Genomic DNA, 15,284 nt, shown 5'->3' on the forward strand with positions numbered 1-15,284 from the left:
GAATGTCAGACTTCGGAGACCTGCATGCGCGACATCGATCTAAAAACGCTGCGATTGTTTGTCGCCGTGTGTGATCACCGCAATATCGCGCGGGCGGCGGAGGAGGCGCATATCGAGCCATCCGCGATCAGCAAGCGCATTGCGCAGTTGGAGAGCGAACTTGGCGTGCCGCTGCTGTTGCGCTCGCGGCGCGGCGTTCAGCCCACAGCGGCAGGCAATGCGCTTCTGGAGCATGGCCGCAACGTGCTGTTCACGATGGAGCGGATTGCAAGCGACGTCACCGCGTTCGGCGGCGGGCTGAAGGGTCGCGTGAGCGTGTGCGCGTCGGCCTCGGCCATCGCGGAGGCGCTGCTCGACGACATCGCTTCTTTCATGCGCGAGCCCGAGTATCAGAACATCCGGGTCGATGTCGAAGAGCGGCTATCGTTCGATCTCGTGCGGCAACTCCGCGAAGGCGCGGCGAGCGTCGGCGTGTGCTGGGATAACGTCGACCTTCAGGGGCTCGATTACCGGCCGTACCGAAAGGACCGGCTTGCGCTCGCGGTTCATAAAGATCATCCGCTCGCGGCAGAGGCGTCGCTCAGCTTCGATCAGACGCTGGAACACGAGCACGTCGGCCTGCTGCCGTCCACGGCTGTCCATACGATGCTGCGGCGCGCGGCTGCGAGCGTAGGCAAAACCGTTTCTTATCGAGTGATCGTATCGAGCTTCGATGCGGCTTTTCGCGTGGTGGCGGCCGGCCTCGGCATAAGCGTCGTGCCGGTGGAAGTGGCCGAGACATACAAACCGGTGCTTGCAATCAAGATCATTCCTCTCACCGATTCGTGGGTGCAACGTCAGTTCGTCGTGTGCTTCAAAGATTTCGACGCGTTACAGCCTCCCGCGCAACGCATCGTTGACTATCTTGCCAGGCAGGTCGAGACGCGGGCGACGGTCAGTTAGGCCGAATGACGGATTCGATGCGCCCCGGACTGTTCCAGTTGGCGAATGGCGGTTAGGGATCGAGGAAGGGACACGCAAATCCAGTTGTCACCGACGTCGGCTTAGGGTCGGGTTGCGTCAACCCGCTCTTCAAATGCATCGCCGGAAAGCGGCCAGTGGAATTCCGCTTCCCGGAAGCGACCAGTCGGCAGTGCGTCTCCCGACCCGATAGCTGCCATCGGCCTGGCCGCACCAAGCGCCCGGAAGCGGACGCTCATCCGGTCGAGTAGCGGATGGCTGCCAACCTATTCATCGTGAAGCCCCCGTCTGGTGACGCGTGCGGTCCGTACCGCGTTCAAAGCTGCGACCACCCGCCGTCAACCGGCAGTTCGGCACCGTTCGTGAAGGTCGCGTCGAACGCAAGGAATAGGACGGCCTTGGCGATTTCCTCCGACGTCCCGAAGCGCTTCAGGGGAATAATGGCGACGGTGTGCCCCTTGACCTGTGTACGCATCTCTTCCGTAGGGAACACCTTTTCGAGGATGCCCGTGTCGATGGGGCCGGGCGACACCGCGTTTACGCGGATCTCCTGAGGAAGCAGCTCGGCGGCAAGCACCCGGGCGAATGACCGCAGCGCAGCCTTGGCGGCTCCGTATGTGGCTTGGCCCGGCAGTCCCTTGACGTTGGCGACGGAGGTCGTGAGAACGACAGCGCCTCCCCGATTGATCAGCGGCGCGCGCTTCTGGACCGCAAAAAAGGGTCCCTTGGCGTTCAGGTTGAACATCTCGTCGTAGACGGCCTCTGTCACGTTCGCGACAGGCGTTGGAATGCTGAACCCGGCGTTGACGAAAAGCAGGTCGATGGTGTCGAACTCGGCCTTTACCTGAGTGGCGAGGGCGTCGATGTCGGTCAACGACCGCGCGTCGCTCGAAACCACGATGGCGTTCTTTCCAATCTCTTTCTGCGCCGATTCCAGGCCGACCTTCGAGAGACCCGTCACCAGTACGCGCGCATCTCCATCGAGGAGCGTTTTCGCCGTCGCGAGTCCCATGCCGCTCGTGCCGCCGATAATTACCACCTTTTTACCTTGATACCGTTTCATGTGTATTCTCCTTGCGAGGTGGGGGTTGTTTTGGGGATTTTGAACTGTTTGGTAAAAAAATAGACGTGATGGCCGTGCCAAGGAAATTCGAACTATTTAATTCAAAATACTGTAACCGCTGGGTGGCTTCTGTTCTTTGCTCAAACTGCTGTTAATCCGCCATCGACCGGAAGGTCGATACCGGCGATGAAGCTGCTTTCGTCCGAGGCAAGAAACAGCGCCGCGGCCGCGATCTCTTCCGGGCGGCCCAAGCGGTTGAGCGGGGTCATCGAAGTGATCTGCTTGCGGGCTTCGGCGGCGGCATCCTGAGAGGGGTATTGATCGTTGAACATCGGCGTTTCGACGGCGCCGGGGCTTAACACGTTGGTTCTGATCTTCCGATCTTTAAGCTCGCTGGTCCACGTCCGGGCTAGTGACCTCAGCGCCGCCTTGGTGGCGCTGTAGGTGCTGCGGCCCGGTAAGCCTTTGTTCTTTCCGGCGGACGCCACGAGGATGATGGAGGCTCCGTCATTCAAGTGGGGCAGAGCCTTTTGAACGGTGAAATAAGTGCCGCGGGCGTTGGTGTTGAATGTATTGTCGAAATGCTCGGGCGTCGCCTCGGCGGTCATCGTTTTTTCAACGAAGGCCGCGCTCGCAAAAATAACGTCGATCTTGCCCTTCTTCGCGACGGTTTCGTAGAAGCGGTCGAGGTCATCGAGCTTTGAGATGTCGGTCTTTACGCCGATGACGTTCCTGCCGATCCCCGCGACGGCCGTTTCGATTTCGGCCTGGCGGCGACCGGCGATGAAGACGTAGGCGCCCTCTTCAACGAACCTCCTGGCAGTCGCGAGGCCAATACCGCTGGTGCCGCCCGTGACGACCGCAATCTTGTTTTTCAATAGTGACATTTTGGTTTCCTTCTCGTTTGAGCGCAGAGCCCGGTGGCTCTCGTGATCGCTTAAGACAAGTTGACGCCAGAGACGTTGACGACGGCCTGCCACGCGGCTTCTTGATTAGCGCCATCGTGGAGGTGTGGGTGGCGCTGCGCCTCAATTGGGCCTGTGAACTTCCCTTGAGCCGAGGCGAAGAATTGCCCTGAGACGTCGGTTCCGAACTCCGACGCCTGGAGGTACCGACGGGCCGCGGTCTCCGGCGTCTGATTCATGCCGGGAATGAGGTTCGCGATTGGGACAAACAGATACTTCAACGCCGGGCCAGCGTTTCGCACCACCTTGGTGTCGGTCGCCGCACCGGGCGAGACAGCGTACACGGCCATGCCGGAGGGTAGCCGGCGCGCCAGTGCCGCGACCCACCAAGCGATAATGAGCTTTGCGTCGGCATACGCGTTGTTGGGCATGTACTTCACGTTCGGCCCGTTGCGAATCAGGACTTCCATAGCAGCGGTCAGATCGCCCTGGTGGTATTTGGCAGCGAATGCGTCCACGTCGGTGTAGCGGAACAGGGGTACGCCCCCTCGGGCAGGTTCCGCGCCGGCGATAACAATCCGCGCGTTGGGGCTCAGCAGGTTGGCGCGGAGCAACCCGACAGTCAATTGATGATGGCCAATGAGCGGGGCCTGAGAAGCCTCGACGCCCGCCGCGGTGATCACGCGCGCCTTGCCAGGGACCATCCCGGCATTGAGCAGTAGGAAATCGATCGGCTGACCTCGCTTGACCAGTTCGGCGAGGGCGGACTGAACGCTGGCGGGCGTGTTCAGATCCAGCTCCAGCGGCGTGAAGACCTGTCTTTTGGTCTCCGCCGCAAGCTGTGCGGCCGTTTCCTGGGTTCGAGCCAGGCTGCGCCCGGTGATGATGATTTCGCGCCAGCCCGCTCCGGCAAGAAGGCGGGCTGCCGCATGACCGAGCCCGGAGGTGGTGCCGGTTACGAGAGCGATCGAATGTTCCAAGGGCGTCTCCGTGGTAAATGGTTAAGGTCGAGTCGTAAGGCCCCGCGAGGCTGGGACCAACTTGCTAATTTAGAACTGTTCAGTTATATATTGGTGCATTAACAGGTGTCAAGGAGTTTTAAACTAAATGGTTCATAATCTCCCTGTGCCGCGTGGACGGCCGCGCAGCTTCGACGAGATAGACGCGCTGGAAAAGGCGACCCAGGTGTTCTGGTCGAAAGGCTATGATGGCGTCACGATCGACGATCTTGTCGCCGGGATGGGCGTGGGACGGCCGAGCCTGTATGCCGTCTTCGGCGACAAGCGGACGATATTTTTGCGCGTCCTTAAAGCGTATGCAGAACGGAAGGGCGCAAGAGCCGCGAAGGCGCTCCTCTCGCCACAGAGTCTTCGCGACTCGATCGCGGGCTTTTTGAGGTACGCCGTCGAAAGTGCGACCGAGAAAGGGTCCGCCCGGGGCTGCCTTATGGTGTGCGTCGCGCCGCTTGTGAACGACGCTGAGGTTCAGCGGTTCCTGCAGAGCGCGGTCGCTGGCGGTACGGCGCTAGTGGAGCGCCGTTTCCGGGATGGGATCTCCGCGGGAGAAATCGCATCTGACTTTCCCGTAGTCGCGCGCGCAACGCAAGTCACGGATTTTGCTCGTGGCCTGACCATGCGTGCGCAGATAGGCACGCCGCGCAAGACGCTCCTGAAAGATGCTGACGAAGCGGCCGACTTGGTGCTCTTGCCGCGGCGTGGAAACGCGGGGCCAGAAAGCTGACGCCGACGTTAAGGGGCGTTGCGGGGCAGTAGGCTTTGGTAGTTGCCGCTCCGCGCGCCCCTCAAACCCGATCAATCGTTTCCCGTTTCGGATAGGGTGGATCACCTTGATCTGGAAATCGAAGCCCGTAAGCCAGTTGGCCCCACGTGCGGTCCCTCTCGGGTGGCGATTCGCGGCAGCATGAGTTGACCATGCCCTCTCGAAATCGTTGCGCGCAATCTCGGCAACTGGAAACCGCGCGGCATCGCACGGCTTGTCTGTGACAACTCCGAATCACCTCAAGATGCCGTAGGTGGTACTGCAGAACGACTACCGCGTCGTACACCTCCATCTGCCGCACTACGGTCTTCTCCGGGCTGACCTCGAAGTACCAGTCGGAAGCTCCCTACCAGGCAAATTCGTCACCTCGATCTTCGTCCAACGTCCGTTGTAGTGACGCATGCTCGTGTCCGATGAGACTTCTAGGGTTCCGTGCAGGCGACTCCGAAGCGGCCCTTCACAACAGGCCGTTGTTGGCCGGGTTGAGGCAGTACCACCGGCAATTCGCTCGCCGGAAACCGCCCATTCAGCGAGGGCGGACGAGACCTTCGCTATTCAAATCGGATGGCGACCTCGACCGGCGGCTCGTGGCCGATTGCACGCGCTGAACGATGATGCATAAAGCGGTCGCCGGGAAAGGACGACCTGTTGTGAACGGCTGCTTACGGTGAAGTGGGTCGAATGCATACAGTCGGCCAACTGCGGACGTTCGCCCGCGCTTTCACATAGACGTTCGAACGTCGGCTTCTATGGGGACTTGTATGTCAAGCCGTTTTTGATCACGTGAAGGGCTTGGATTTCATGGTGGCTCCTGTAGGTTGTTGAGCGCGTGATGCCTTGGCGCGACATGGCTGTGCCATCCTGGTCCGGGGTCGGGGTGTGATGAGCGTTCGAGCCAGTGCCCGAACGAACTTCTATCCGTGCAGGGCGCCAACACCCTGCACCTCATGCAGCATGCGCGCAAGGCGCGCTGGCAAACCCCGGTTATGGGCGCGCCCCATCTCTGCGAGACGGTCACGGGGTGCCGTGACCCGCCGACGTTCCGGGCGCGTCGACCCTGGATCATGATGACGTGTTGCGTGCGAAGGCGTTGCGTGGTACCCGTGCTGCCCGGAATTTCAGGCAGCTGCCGGCTTGAGCGAGGCGCCGGCCGGAATCTCGCCGTGCTCGAGGTAGTGCCACAGCGCGATAGCCAGGCGCCGCGCCAACGCCACGATGCCCACGCGCCGCATGCGCTTGCCGCCGCCGGCAAAGCGCCGGTTGAACCACTGGGTCAGGAGGCTGTCGGGCTGCAGCTGCAGCCAGCGCCAGGCGAGTTCGACCAGCATCGTGCGCGCTCGCTTGTTGCCCGCCTTGCTGATGCCTTGCTCGATCTGACTGCCGCCACTGTCGTAGGGTGTCGGCGTGAGCCCCAGGCTGCCGGCCAGCTCGCGCCGGTTGGCGAAACGTCGCCAGCCAAACACTTCCTTGACCAGCACCCAGGCGCCCTTGGGGCCGATCGCGCGCAGCCGTGCCAGTTGCGCCACCAGCGGATGCTTGCCCTCGGCCAGTTCCTGGCGCCGCGCCGCTTCCAGCACCTTGAGCTGCTGCCTGACCAGCGCCAGCCGCGCGCTCTCGCGCTCGATCTCGCCGCGCAACACCGGCGGCACCTGCTCGCGATGGCGCTCCCACCACGCCGCCCAGTCGCGCCCGCCGACGATGACCGGCACACGCAGGTTGTGCAGCACCAGCAGGGAGCGGATGCGGTTCGTGTGGGCGGTACGCTCCTGGCTCAGCCGGGCCAGTTCACGGTGCGTGCGGCGCGCGTCTTCCTGCTCGGGCGTGGGCTCGTGCACCACCGACCAGATGCGCTCGCCAGCGTGGTGGCGCCTGAGCATCACCAGCAGCTTATCGCCGTCGAGCCGGTCGGTCTTGGCCCGTCTGGCGCGTCGGTTCACTTCGATGCTCGCCGGGTCGACCACGAGGTTGTCAATGCCTTGCCCGCTCAACCAGCGATGCAGCCACCAGCCATCGCGGCCGGCCTCATAGCACGAATGCACCGGGGCCTGCGGTTCGAGCTGGCAGCGCTCCTTGGCGCGGCGCACGCAGTCGAGCACCGCAGCCGTGTCGCCGGCGTGCACGCTGAAACGGCTCGGGCCGCGCCGGCCATCGCTGGCCGTCAACTTCCACGACTTGTCGCCGAGTTCGAAGCTCATGTAGAGCTGGACTTGGATCGCCGTATCATTGCCTTGTGGGACTGTCTGGGTCGCCGACATTTCCGTCTCCTTTGCACAGGGTTGGAAATTCCGTTTTAGCTAAACGGGTCTGGCTTGGGTAGTCCCACATAGCATCTCCGCCCCGACACCGGCCCGTCGCACGCCGACGATCACCGGTGCGTCATCGGCCAACCCTGTCATTCACGATTCCGTTCGAAGCGGTCCTTAGCAATGAGCGCTTGCGAGCAGAGCGACCACGTGCTATCGCCCCCAACCGGCCACTGAACTTTCTACATTGGAGCCGTTCGCAGACGTCCGGATTCAGTTCGGATGGGCCCGTTTGTCTTTTTACTCACTCGTGCTGGTTGAGTCACAAGCGCGACAAGAACCACTGACAGGCGCCCAGATACGCATCGCACCCGTGAGTGTAGACGGGCGTTTTTCGCATCGCGTCAGGCCTGCAGGATCTCCTTCCATCAGGCAAGCGTCGGGCTATCATTGAGAAGGATGCGAAACAAGGTGAACTGACCTTTTCGAATGCCATGCATGAGTTCGCTTATGCGGGGCGTTCGTTCCCGACAAGGTTGCCCATCATTCCACGCGCGACAGCGCCGGCTGCGAATCAGGCACGGGGGCGATCTGTTCGCTCCTTCACCCTCTCCCGCACGAATTCCACGAAAGCGCACGTGAGACGCGACGGCGGTTGCCTGTCGGATGTAACGACGCCGTATTCAAAAGGGATCGCGGGCGCAAAGTCATGGACGGAGACGCCTTCTGTCATATAGTCGGTGGACACCGGATCGATGACCGACACACCAGCGCCTCGTGCCACAAACGCTGCTATCGCCGCCGATAACTGACACTCCGCGCTCATCACCCGCTCAATTTTCCGCGCGGCGAAAATATCGTCGACGATGCGGCGCGTATCGAGCTCACGCGGAAACGAAATGAACTTTTCGCCGGCGAGGTCCTCGGGGGTAATGACCCGTTTGCGCGAAAGTCGGTGCCCCTTGGGTAGGATGCATTTCATATCGGCACTAAACAGCGTTTCAAGCCGTACGCCCGGCTGCCATGTTGTGTACGTCACGAATCCAATATCGCATTGCTCGCTCGCTACCAGTTCCCCGACCAGTCTCGTACCGTGGACGAGTAACGACACAGTCACCCCTTCGTGTGCCTGTGTGAACTCGGTAATCCACTCCGGTAGCAGATTCAACGCCAATGCAGGAGCCGCCGCGACGTTCAGCGATCCTCTTGTGAGCGAGCGAATCTGCTGCGCAGCATGGGCAATGCGCTCAACGCCGACAAATGAGCGCTCCACTTCCTGATAGAGCAGCAGCGCGTCCGAAGTGGGGAAAAGTCGGCCTTTCTCGCGCGTAAACAGGCTAAAGCCGATTTCCGTCTCCAGATCGAGGATCAGGCGTGTCACGGCTGGCTGCGTGATGTGCAGCATTTCGGCAGCTCGCGTAATCGATTGCCGCAAGATCACCGCCCGGAACGCTTCAAGCTGTCGGCTCTTCATTTACTGCTCCATAACATTTTGGCATCGATTGTGATGAATTTCTGATTTGACGGTGCCAATTTGGCACACAAAACTGTCTCAACGGCCAGAATAAACCAGATATTCCTCAGCATAACATTCAGATATCGGTGGAGAATTCAATGCACAAACGTATCGTCCCGATCATGCTCGCCGGCGTTTTCGCCGCCGCGCAGGCGCACGCTGAAACGACGCTCTACGTCGGCGCTTTCGGCGGATCCTTCGAACAGCTCCTGCGGGAAAAGATCATTCCGCCGTTCGAGAAGGCCAACAACGTCAAGGTGGTCGTCGTTCCGGGCGACTCCACGACGACTATGGCGCGACTTCAGGCGCAAAAAGGCAAGCAAAGCCTCGATGTCGTCTTCCTGGACGACGGTCCGATGTATCAGGCGATCCAGCTCGGCTTTTGCGACACCCTCACCGACGCACCGGTCTACAAGAACCTGTATGACGTAGCCCGCTTCAAGAGCAACAAGGCGGTGACGATCGGGCTGGATGCCACTGGCCTCGTCTACAACGAGCGCCTGTTTGCAGCGAAGGGGTGGGCGCCGCCGACCTCGTGGCACGACCTGGCCGACCCGCGCTACAAAGGCAAGGTCGAGTTTCCCACTATCAGCAACGGCTACGGCTTGCAGACGCTGATCGTGCTTGCCCATCTGAGTGGCGGCAGCGAGCAGAACATCCAGCCTGGCTTCGACACGGTGAAGACATCAATCGCACCGAACGTGCTGTCGTTCGATCCATCGCCGGGAAAAATCTCCGAACTGTTCCAGACCGACAGCATCGCGCTTGCCGCATGGGGCGATGGCCGCTCGCAGGCGTTGCGCAACCAGGGCGTGCCGGTCAAGTTCGTCGCGCCAAAGGAAGGGGCGATGGTAATGGGTCTGAGCATGTGCCCGGTCAAACATGACGCGCCGAACGATCTCGCCCAGAAGTTCGTCCAGTTCTCGTTGTCGCCGGAAATCCAGGCGATGTACGCAGAAGAAGAGGGCGTCGCGCCGGTCAACAAACAAACGCAGTTGTCCCCGGCGATTGCCGCGCGTGTACCGGGTCCGAGTGCCGTTGCGAAGATGCTCAAGGTTGACTGGGACGTGGTCAACGACAAGCGCGCGACCTGGACCCAGCAATGGAATCGTGACGTAGAACGCTGACTGGCCGTTGACACCTGACGGTGGTGGGCGACGCCGCCGGGTGCCTTTCCGTTGTCGCCAGAGGAATCGCAAGGTCTACCAAATTCATGACTTATTTACGGATCGAATGCCTGAACAAGCAGTACGGCGAGACGGTCGTGGTCGACAACCTCAGCATCGATGTTGCGCGTGGGGAGTTCGTCTCTCTGCTCGGACCATCGGGCTGCGGCAAGACGACGACCCTACAGATGATCGCCGGCTTCGTCGAACCTACAGCGGGCGATATCAGGCTCGAAGGTCGATCACTTGTCGGCACACCGCCTGCAAAGCGCGGCCTTGGCATGGTGTTCCAGAGTTACGCGCTGTTTGCTCACATGACGGTTGCGGAGAACGTTGAGTTCGGGCTGCAGATGAGGCGCGTCGACCGGGCAGCGCGCAAGCGCCGCTCCTTCGCCGCGCTCGAGCTGGTTCAACTCGGCCGCCATGCATCGAAATACCCGCGCGAACTGTCGGGAGGGCAGCGTCAGCGAGTCGCGCTCGCGCGTGCACTGGTCATCGAGCCGCCATTGCTGCTGCTTGATGAGCCGTTGTCCAACCTTGACGCGAAACTGCGTCACGATATGCAGGCCGAGTTACGCGCAATCCAGAAGAAGGTCGGCACTACCAGCATCATGGTCACGCATGATCAGGCCGAAGCGTTAGCAATCAGCGACCGCGTCGCCTTGCTCAATCAGGGCGCGGTGGTCCGGTTCGATACTCCGACCGGCGTCTATGACGATCCCGGCAGTTTCTTCGCAGCGGATTTCATCGGCCGCGCCAATGTGTTGAAGGGGCTGGTCGCGTACGACGGTGTGAAGCGGGTGCTGCGAGTGGGCACTGCGAATCTGCCACTTGTGGCGCCGCACGCATGCGGGGAATACGCGTTCTCGCTGCGTCCCGAGCGCATCGAGCTGGTCGCAAGCGGCGCAGGACACGTGGACGGGCAGGTTCGCGCGTGCGCGTTTCACGGCAACTGCTGGTCAGTCAACGTGAGCACCGATATCGGCGAGCTGCAGGTACAGCTTGCGAACTGTGGCGGCCACGTGGCGAAGGTTGGGGACGCGGTCGGCCTCGACTGGCCCGGCGCCGCGCTGCGTCCGCTCGCACCGCGCACTGCGGGAGCCTCACGATGAGCGCCGCTCGCCCCGTGATCCGGCAGTTGCCACCGCACGCAACGCGCCGTAAGCGGCCGAACGGTCCGCTCCTCGTCGCGCCCGTGACACTGCTCTTCGCGTTGCTGCTTATCATTCCGATGGCGCTCGTCGGCGTGCTGAGCCTGCAAGGCTTCGACGCGGCCTTGGGCGGCGTGCTCGACGTCTACTCGTGGCATAACTACGCGCAGATCGTCGCCGATCCGTACTACCACGAGATATTCCTGCGCACGTTCGGACTCGCGATCAGCGTGACCCTTGGAACGATCGTGGTGGGCGTACCCGAGGCCTACATCATCTTCCGCATGTCGGCGCGCTGGCGGGCGTTCTTCCTGATTCTTACGCTCGGGCCGTTGTTTATCTCAGCCGTCGTGCGCACGCTCGGCTGGTCGATCCTGCTGGACGGTCAGGGCGTCGTCGCGCAATTGCTCGTGCGCCTGCATCTGGTTGACGCAGCGCCGCAGATGCTGTTCTCGTTTTGGGCTGTGGTGGTCGTGCTGGTGCATGCACTGGTGCCGCTGATGGTGCTGTCCGTCTGGACCGCGTTGCAAAGCATCGATCCACAGATGGCCAACGCGGCCATTTCGCTCGGAGCTGGCCCACTCACGGTATGGCGTCGCATTGTCTTGCCGCAGACTGCACCCGGCATTCTGTCCGGCAGCCTGATCGTGTTCGCATTGAGCGCGAGCGCATTTGCGACACCCGCGCTCATCGGGGGGCGACGCCTCAAGGTGGTCGCAACGGCGGCCTACGACGAGTTCCTGCACAGCATGAACTGGCCGATGGGTGCAGCGATTGCCGTCTGCCTGCTCGTGCTGAATTTCGGCGTCATCGCGCTCTACAGCCGCGTTATCGAGCGGCGCCTGAAGCGTCGTCTTGGGGAGGCCGCATCATGAATCGGAACGGTCCTGTTGCGCTTGGCTTCCACGCGGCGTTCACCGTGTTTCTGATAGCGCCGCTTGCGGTCGTCTGTCTCGTCGCCTTCACGCCGGGCAATCTGCTTAGCGTGCCGACCATTCATTTTTCGACGCGCTGGTTCGAGTCGCTGATTGACGATCCGGATTTCACTCAGGCGCTTTCGAACAGCCTGTGGCTCGCGACGCTCTCCGCCACGCTCGCGGCGATGCTAGCCGTGCCCGCCGCGCTGGGTCTGACGCGCTACCGCTTTGCCGGTCGCGACGCGATCAACTCGCTGCTGCTCTCGCCACTGATGATTCCCCCCGTCGTGCTGGGCGTCGCGTTGCTGCAACTGTTCACGCGTATTGGTGTGTCCGGGTCGTTTGTCTCGCTCGTGATGGCGCACGTGATGCTGGTGTTTCCGTATTGTCTGCGGCTCATCATGGCGTCGCTGGTTACGACGACGCGCGATGCCGAGCACGCCGCTGTCTCGCTCGGTGCAAACGCATGGATCACTTTTCGGCGCATCACGCTACCCGCCTTGGTGCCGGGCATTGCCGCCGGCTGGGTGCTGGGTTTCGCGAGCAGCTTCGACGAGCTGACCGCAACGATCTTCATCGCGGCGCCGACCACGATCACGCTGCCGGTGCGCATCTACATGAGCATGACTGAAACCGTCGATCCGATGGTCGCGGCAGTCGCAACGGTGATCATGGCCGTCACGCTCGGCCTGATGTTCGCGCTTGACCGGCTCGTCGGGCTCGACAAGGTTCTGATGGGGAAGCATTGATGAAACAGGAATATGACTTTGCGGTCGTCGGTGGCGGTCTGGTTGGGATGGCGATTGCTTACGGGCTCGCCAAGCGTGGCCAGAAGACGATCGTGCTCGACGGAGAGGATTCCAGCGTACGTGCCGCACGCGGAAACTTCGGCCTGATCTGGGTATCGGGTAAAGGCAGGAAGCAGGTCGATTACGGTCGCTGGTCGCTCGAATCGGCGCTGCTTTGGCCAGCGTTCGCTGCGGAGCTGGAAGAAGCGTCGTCGCTCAGTCTCGGCTACTCGCGCCCGGGTGGCGTCAGCATCGCGCTGACCGATGACGCGCTGGCGGGCAGTGTGGATACGCTGCGCCAGTTACACGCCCAGGACGCACGTCTCACGTATGACATCCTCGACCGCCAGCAACTGGCTGAACGCATCCCGGAGATCGGCCAGAACCTAGCCGGTGCGGTCTACTCGGAAAACGATGGTCACGTGAGCCCGCTCTATACGCTGCGAGCCCTGTTCCTCGCATTCGAGCGGGCGCGCGGCGACTACGTGCCGGAGGCTCCTGTGCAGTCGATTGAACGCGCGAACGGAGGCTTTCGTGTCGACACCGGCAAGCGCACGCTCGAAGCTGGACGCGTCGTGCTGTGCGCGGGTCTCGGCAACCGCGAACTCGCGCCGATGGTAGGGCTGACCGCGCCCGTCATTCCGCTGCGCGGTCAGATCCTCGTGACGGAACGCGTGCGTCCGTTCCTTAAGTATCCGACGCTGTCCGTGAGGCAGACGGCAGAGGGATCGGTATTGCTCGGCGAATCCGCGGAGGATGTGGGCATGGACGATGGCGTGACACCTGAGATTGTCGCGCACATCGCCCGCAAAGCCGTGACGCAGTTCCCTCTGCTGAAAAACGTGCGGGTAGTGCGCGCATGGGGTGCACTACGCGTGATGACACCGGACAGCATGCCTGTCTACGAAGAATCTGTGACGCATCCCGGTGCGTTTGTCGCAACCTGCCACAGCGGCGTGACGCTCGCAGCCGCGCATTGCGAGTTGCTCGTTGCCTGGTTGCTCGGCGGCCAGCGTCCTTCACTTCTGGACTATTTCTATGCAAAACGTTTCGCTGTTTAGTCAGATCGACGGCGCATCGCCCCGCACGGTGCGGATTGTCGTTGATGGTCAACGGGTGGAGGTCCCGGAATACGCCAACGTGGCGGCAGCACTCCTGTATGCCGGCGTCACCGTGTTCCGCCACACACCTGTGGGCGCTGCCCCGCGCGCGCCGTATTGCATGATGGGTGTGTGCTTCGATTGCCTGGTCGAAATCGATGGCTTGCCGAACCAGCAGGCCTGTATGGTGCGCGTGCGCGACGGGATGGAAGTTAAAGCCATGGCTGGCGCGAGGGCACTCGTATGACAATCGAGACGGCGGACATTGTGATCGTCGGCGCCGGGCCAGCTGGCATGTCGTGCGCGCTCGACGCGGCGCGTGCGGGCCTCGACGTGCTGGTTCTCGACGAAAACCCGCTGCCCGGCGGGCAAATTTATCGCAACGTCGGGTGCTCGCCGCTGCCCGATGCGGCACTGCTCGGTGACGACTACACCGATGGCGCGGACCTGGTCACGCGCTTCGCTAAAACGCCGCTGCGCTACTGGCCCGACACGCTCGTGTGGCAGATCACGCGCGCGCTGGAGATCAGCTTCACACGTCGCGGCCGCGCCGCGGCGAGCGGACAGATCCGGGCGAAAGCCGTGGTGATCGCCAACGGCGCCTACGAGCGGCCGTGCCCGGTTCCGGGCTGGACGCTCCCTGGAGTCATGGGGGTTGGCGCGGCGCAGACGCTTCTCAAGTCGTCGGCCATGCTACCCGATGGGCCGGTCGTGCTGGCGGGTAGCGGACCGTTAATGTATCTGTTTGCGTGGCAACTCATTCAGGCGGGCAGGGCACCGGCGGCGATACTCGATACGACGCCTTCGCGCAACTACTGGCGCGCGCTTGCAGACCTGCCTGGCGCATTGCGTACACCGGCGTATCTGCTCAAGGGCAGGCGTTTGCTGAATGCGATCCGGCGCAGTGGCATTCCACACATTCGCCATGTGACCCGACTCTCGGTGGAAGGCGACGGCCGTGCAGAGTCGGTGCAATACGCTGCCGGAGGGCGTACGTCGAGGCTCGGCGCGAGCATCGTCCTGCTGCATCAGGGCGTTGTGCCAAACGTGCAACTCACACGCTCGATTGGCTGCGAGCATCGCTGGGACGAGGCCCAACTTTGCTGGCATCCGCGCACCGACGCATGGGGCGAGACAACGGTGCCGAACCTCTTCATTGCGGGCGACGGGGCTCGGATCCACGGCGCAATCGCAGCCCGGACAGCGGGCGTGCTGACCGCGCTGAACCTGTGCCATCGGCTTGGCGCGCTGAGCCGTGATGCGCGTGATGAACAGGCCGCGCCGCTGCGGCGACAACTCGACCGGCACCGCGCCGTGCGCCCTTTCCTCGACACGCTATACCGTCCGGCGGACGTATTTCGCCGTCCTGCAGATGAAACCGTCGTCTGCCGCTGTGAGGAAGTCAGCGCCGGCGAGATCAGGGCGATGGCACGTCTTGGCTGCACCGGGCCCAACCAGAGCAAGTCGTTCTCCCGCTGCGGCATGGGACCGTGCCAGGGACGTCTATGCGGCCTGACGGTCGCCGAACTACTCTCCGAGGCACATGCGAAGCCCATGGCGGAGGTCGGCTACTACCGTATCCGGCCGCCCATCAAACCGGTGAGCCTCCGCGATCTTGCGGAGTCTCACATCCCGGACCTCAACGCGGCAAAACCAACGGAGTTTGTACCCAAATGAATGCGTCCCCCATCCTTAG

General features: G+C 62.2%; 14 protein-coding genes. 9 read left to right on the forward strand and 5 right to left on the reverse strand.

Annotated elements, in window-relative coordinates; translation table 11 throughout:
- The first annotated feature begins 24 nt into the window (after window positions 1-24).
- Window positions 25-942, forward strand: coding sequence for a LysR family transcriptional regulator (locus tag OKW26_RS14400; RefSeq protein WP_429354025.1), 918 nt, complete (start codon window positions 25-27; stop codon window positions 940-942).
- Window positions 943-1,276: 334 nt separating this feature from the next.
- On the opposite strand, the gene OKW26_RS14405 is transcribed toward OKW26_RS14400, so the two are convergent.
- From OKW26_RS14405 to OKW26_RS14415, 3 genes are all read right to left on the reverse strand, one after another.
- Window positions 1,277-2,023 carry an SDR family oxidoreductase gene (locus OKW26_RS14405; protein WP_429354026.1) on the reverse strand — a complete coding sequence of 249 codons (747 nt, stop codon included), beginning with the start codon at window positions 2,021-2,023 and terminating at the stop codon, window positions 1,277-1,279.
- A gap of 140 nt (window positions 2,024-2,163) precedes the next feature.
- On the reverse strand, window positions 2,164-2,910 hold the full coding sequence (locus OKW26_RS14410) for an SDR family NAD(P)-dependent oxidoreductase (RefSeq protein WP_429354027.1): 747 nt from the start codon (window positions 2,908-2,910) through the stop codon (window positions 2,164-2,166).
- Window positions 2,911-2,960: 50 nt separating this feature from the next.
- Entirely contained in the window at window positions 2,961-3,908 is a 948-nt protein-coding gene (locus OKW26_RS14415; protein ID WP_429354028.1) for an SDR family NAD(P)-dependent oxidoreductase, read from the reverse strand.
- Between the two features lie 127 nt (window positions 3,909-4,035).
- On the opposite strand from OKW26_RS14415, the gene OKW26_RS14420 reads away from it, so the two are divergent.
- A complete protein-coding gene (locus tag OKW26_RS14420; protein ID WP_429354029.1) occupies window positions 4,036-4,668 on the forward strand; it encodes a TetR/AcrR family transcriptional regulator in 633 nt (210 codons plus the stop codon).
- Window positions 4,669-5,825: 1,157 nt separating this feature from the next.
- On the opposite strand, the gene OKW26_RS14425 is transcribed toward OKW26_RS14420, so the two are convergent.
- Together OKW26_RS14425 and OKW26_RS14430 are read right to left on the reverse strand one after the other, a co-directional pair.
- Window positions 5,826-6,962 carry an IS110 family transposase gene (locus OKW26_RS14425; RefSeq protein WP_090812128.1) on the reverse strand — a complete coding sequence of 379 codons (1,137 nt, stop codon included), beginning with the start codon at window positions 6,960-6,962 and terminating at the stop codon, window positions 5,826-5,828.
- A gap of 562 nt (window positions 6,963-7,524) precedes the next feature.
- Window positions 7,525-8,424: a LysR substrate-binding domain-containing protein gene (locus tag OKW26_RS14430; RefSeq protein ID WP_429354030.1), complete on the reverse strand. Its 900-nt coding sequence runs from the start codon at window positions 8,422-8,424 to the stop codon at window positions 7,525-7,527.
- 140 nt (window positions 8,425-8,564) lie between these two features.
- On the opposite strand from OKW26_RS14430, the gene OKW26_RS14435 reads away from it, so the two are divergent.
- From OKW26_RS14435 to OKW26_RS14465, 7 genes are read left to right on the forward strand one after another with little or no spacing between them, the layout of a single operon-like run.
- Entirely contained in the window at window positions 8,565-9,593 is a 1,029-nt protein-coding gene (locus tag OKW26_RS14435; protein WP_429354031.1) for an ABC transporter substrate-binding protein, read from the forward strand.
- 23 nt (window positions 9,594-9,616) lie between these two features.
- On the forward strand, window positions 9,617-10,744 hold the full coding sequence (locus OKW26_RS14440) for an ABC transporter ATP-binding protein (RefSeq protein ID WP_429354032.1): 1,128 nt from the start codon (window positions 9,617-9,619) through the stop codon (window positions 10,742-10,744).
- Window positions 10,741-11,658, forward strand: coding sequence for an ABC transporter permease (locus OKW26_RS14445; protein WP_429354033.1), 918 nt, complete (start codon window positions 10,741-10,743; stop codon window positions 11,656-11,658). Before OKW26_RS14440 ends, OKW26_RS14445 begins: the two co-directional genes overlap by 4 nt.
- A complete protein-coding gene (locus OKW26_RS14450) occupies window positions 11,655-12,449 on the forward strand; it encodes an ABC transporter permease (RefSeq protein WP_429354034.1) in 795 nt (264 codons plus the stop codon). Before OKW26_RS14445 ends, OKW26_RS14450 begins: the two co-directional genes overlap by 4 nt.
- On the forward strand, window positions 12,446-13,549 hold the full coding sequence (locus OKW26_RS14455) for an NAD(P)/FAD-dependent oxidoreductase (RefSeq protein ID WP_429354035.1): 1,104 nt from the start codon (window positions 12,446-12,448) through the stop codon (window positions 13,547-13,549). The genes OKW26_RS14450 and OKW26_RS14455 overlap by 4 nt, the downstream gene beginning before the upstream one ends.
- Window positions 13,527-13,835: a (2Fe-2S)-binding protein gene (locus tag OKW26_RS14460; RefSeq protein WP_429354036.1), complete on the forward strand. Its 309-nt coding sequence runs from the start codon at window positions 13,527-13,529 to the stop codon at window positions 13,833-13,835. The genes OKW26_RS14455 and OKW26_RS14460 overlap by 23 nt, the downstream gene beginning before the upstream one ends.
- Entirely contained in the window at window positions 13,832-15,265 is a 1,434-nt protein-coding gene (locus OKW26_RS14465; protein WP_429354037.1) for an FAD-dependent oxidoreductase, read from the forward strand. Before OKW26_RS14460 ends, OKW26_RS14465 begins: the two co-directional genes overlap by 4 nt.
- Window positions 15,266-15,284 lie beyond the last annotated feature (19 nt).

Origin of the sequence: Paraburkholderia sp. 32 (genome assembly GCF_050435345.1) — a bacterium.
GTDB lineage: Bacteria > Pseudomonadota > Gammaproteobacteria > Burkholderiales > Burkholderiaceae > Paraburkholderia > Paraburkholderia tuberum.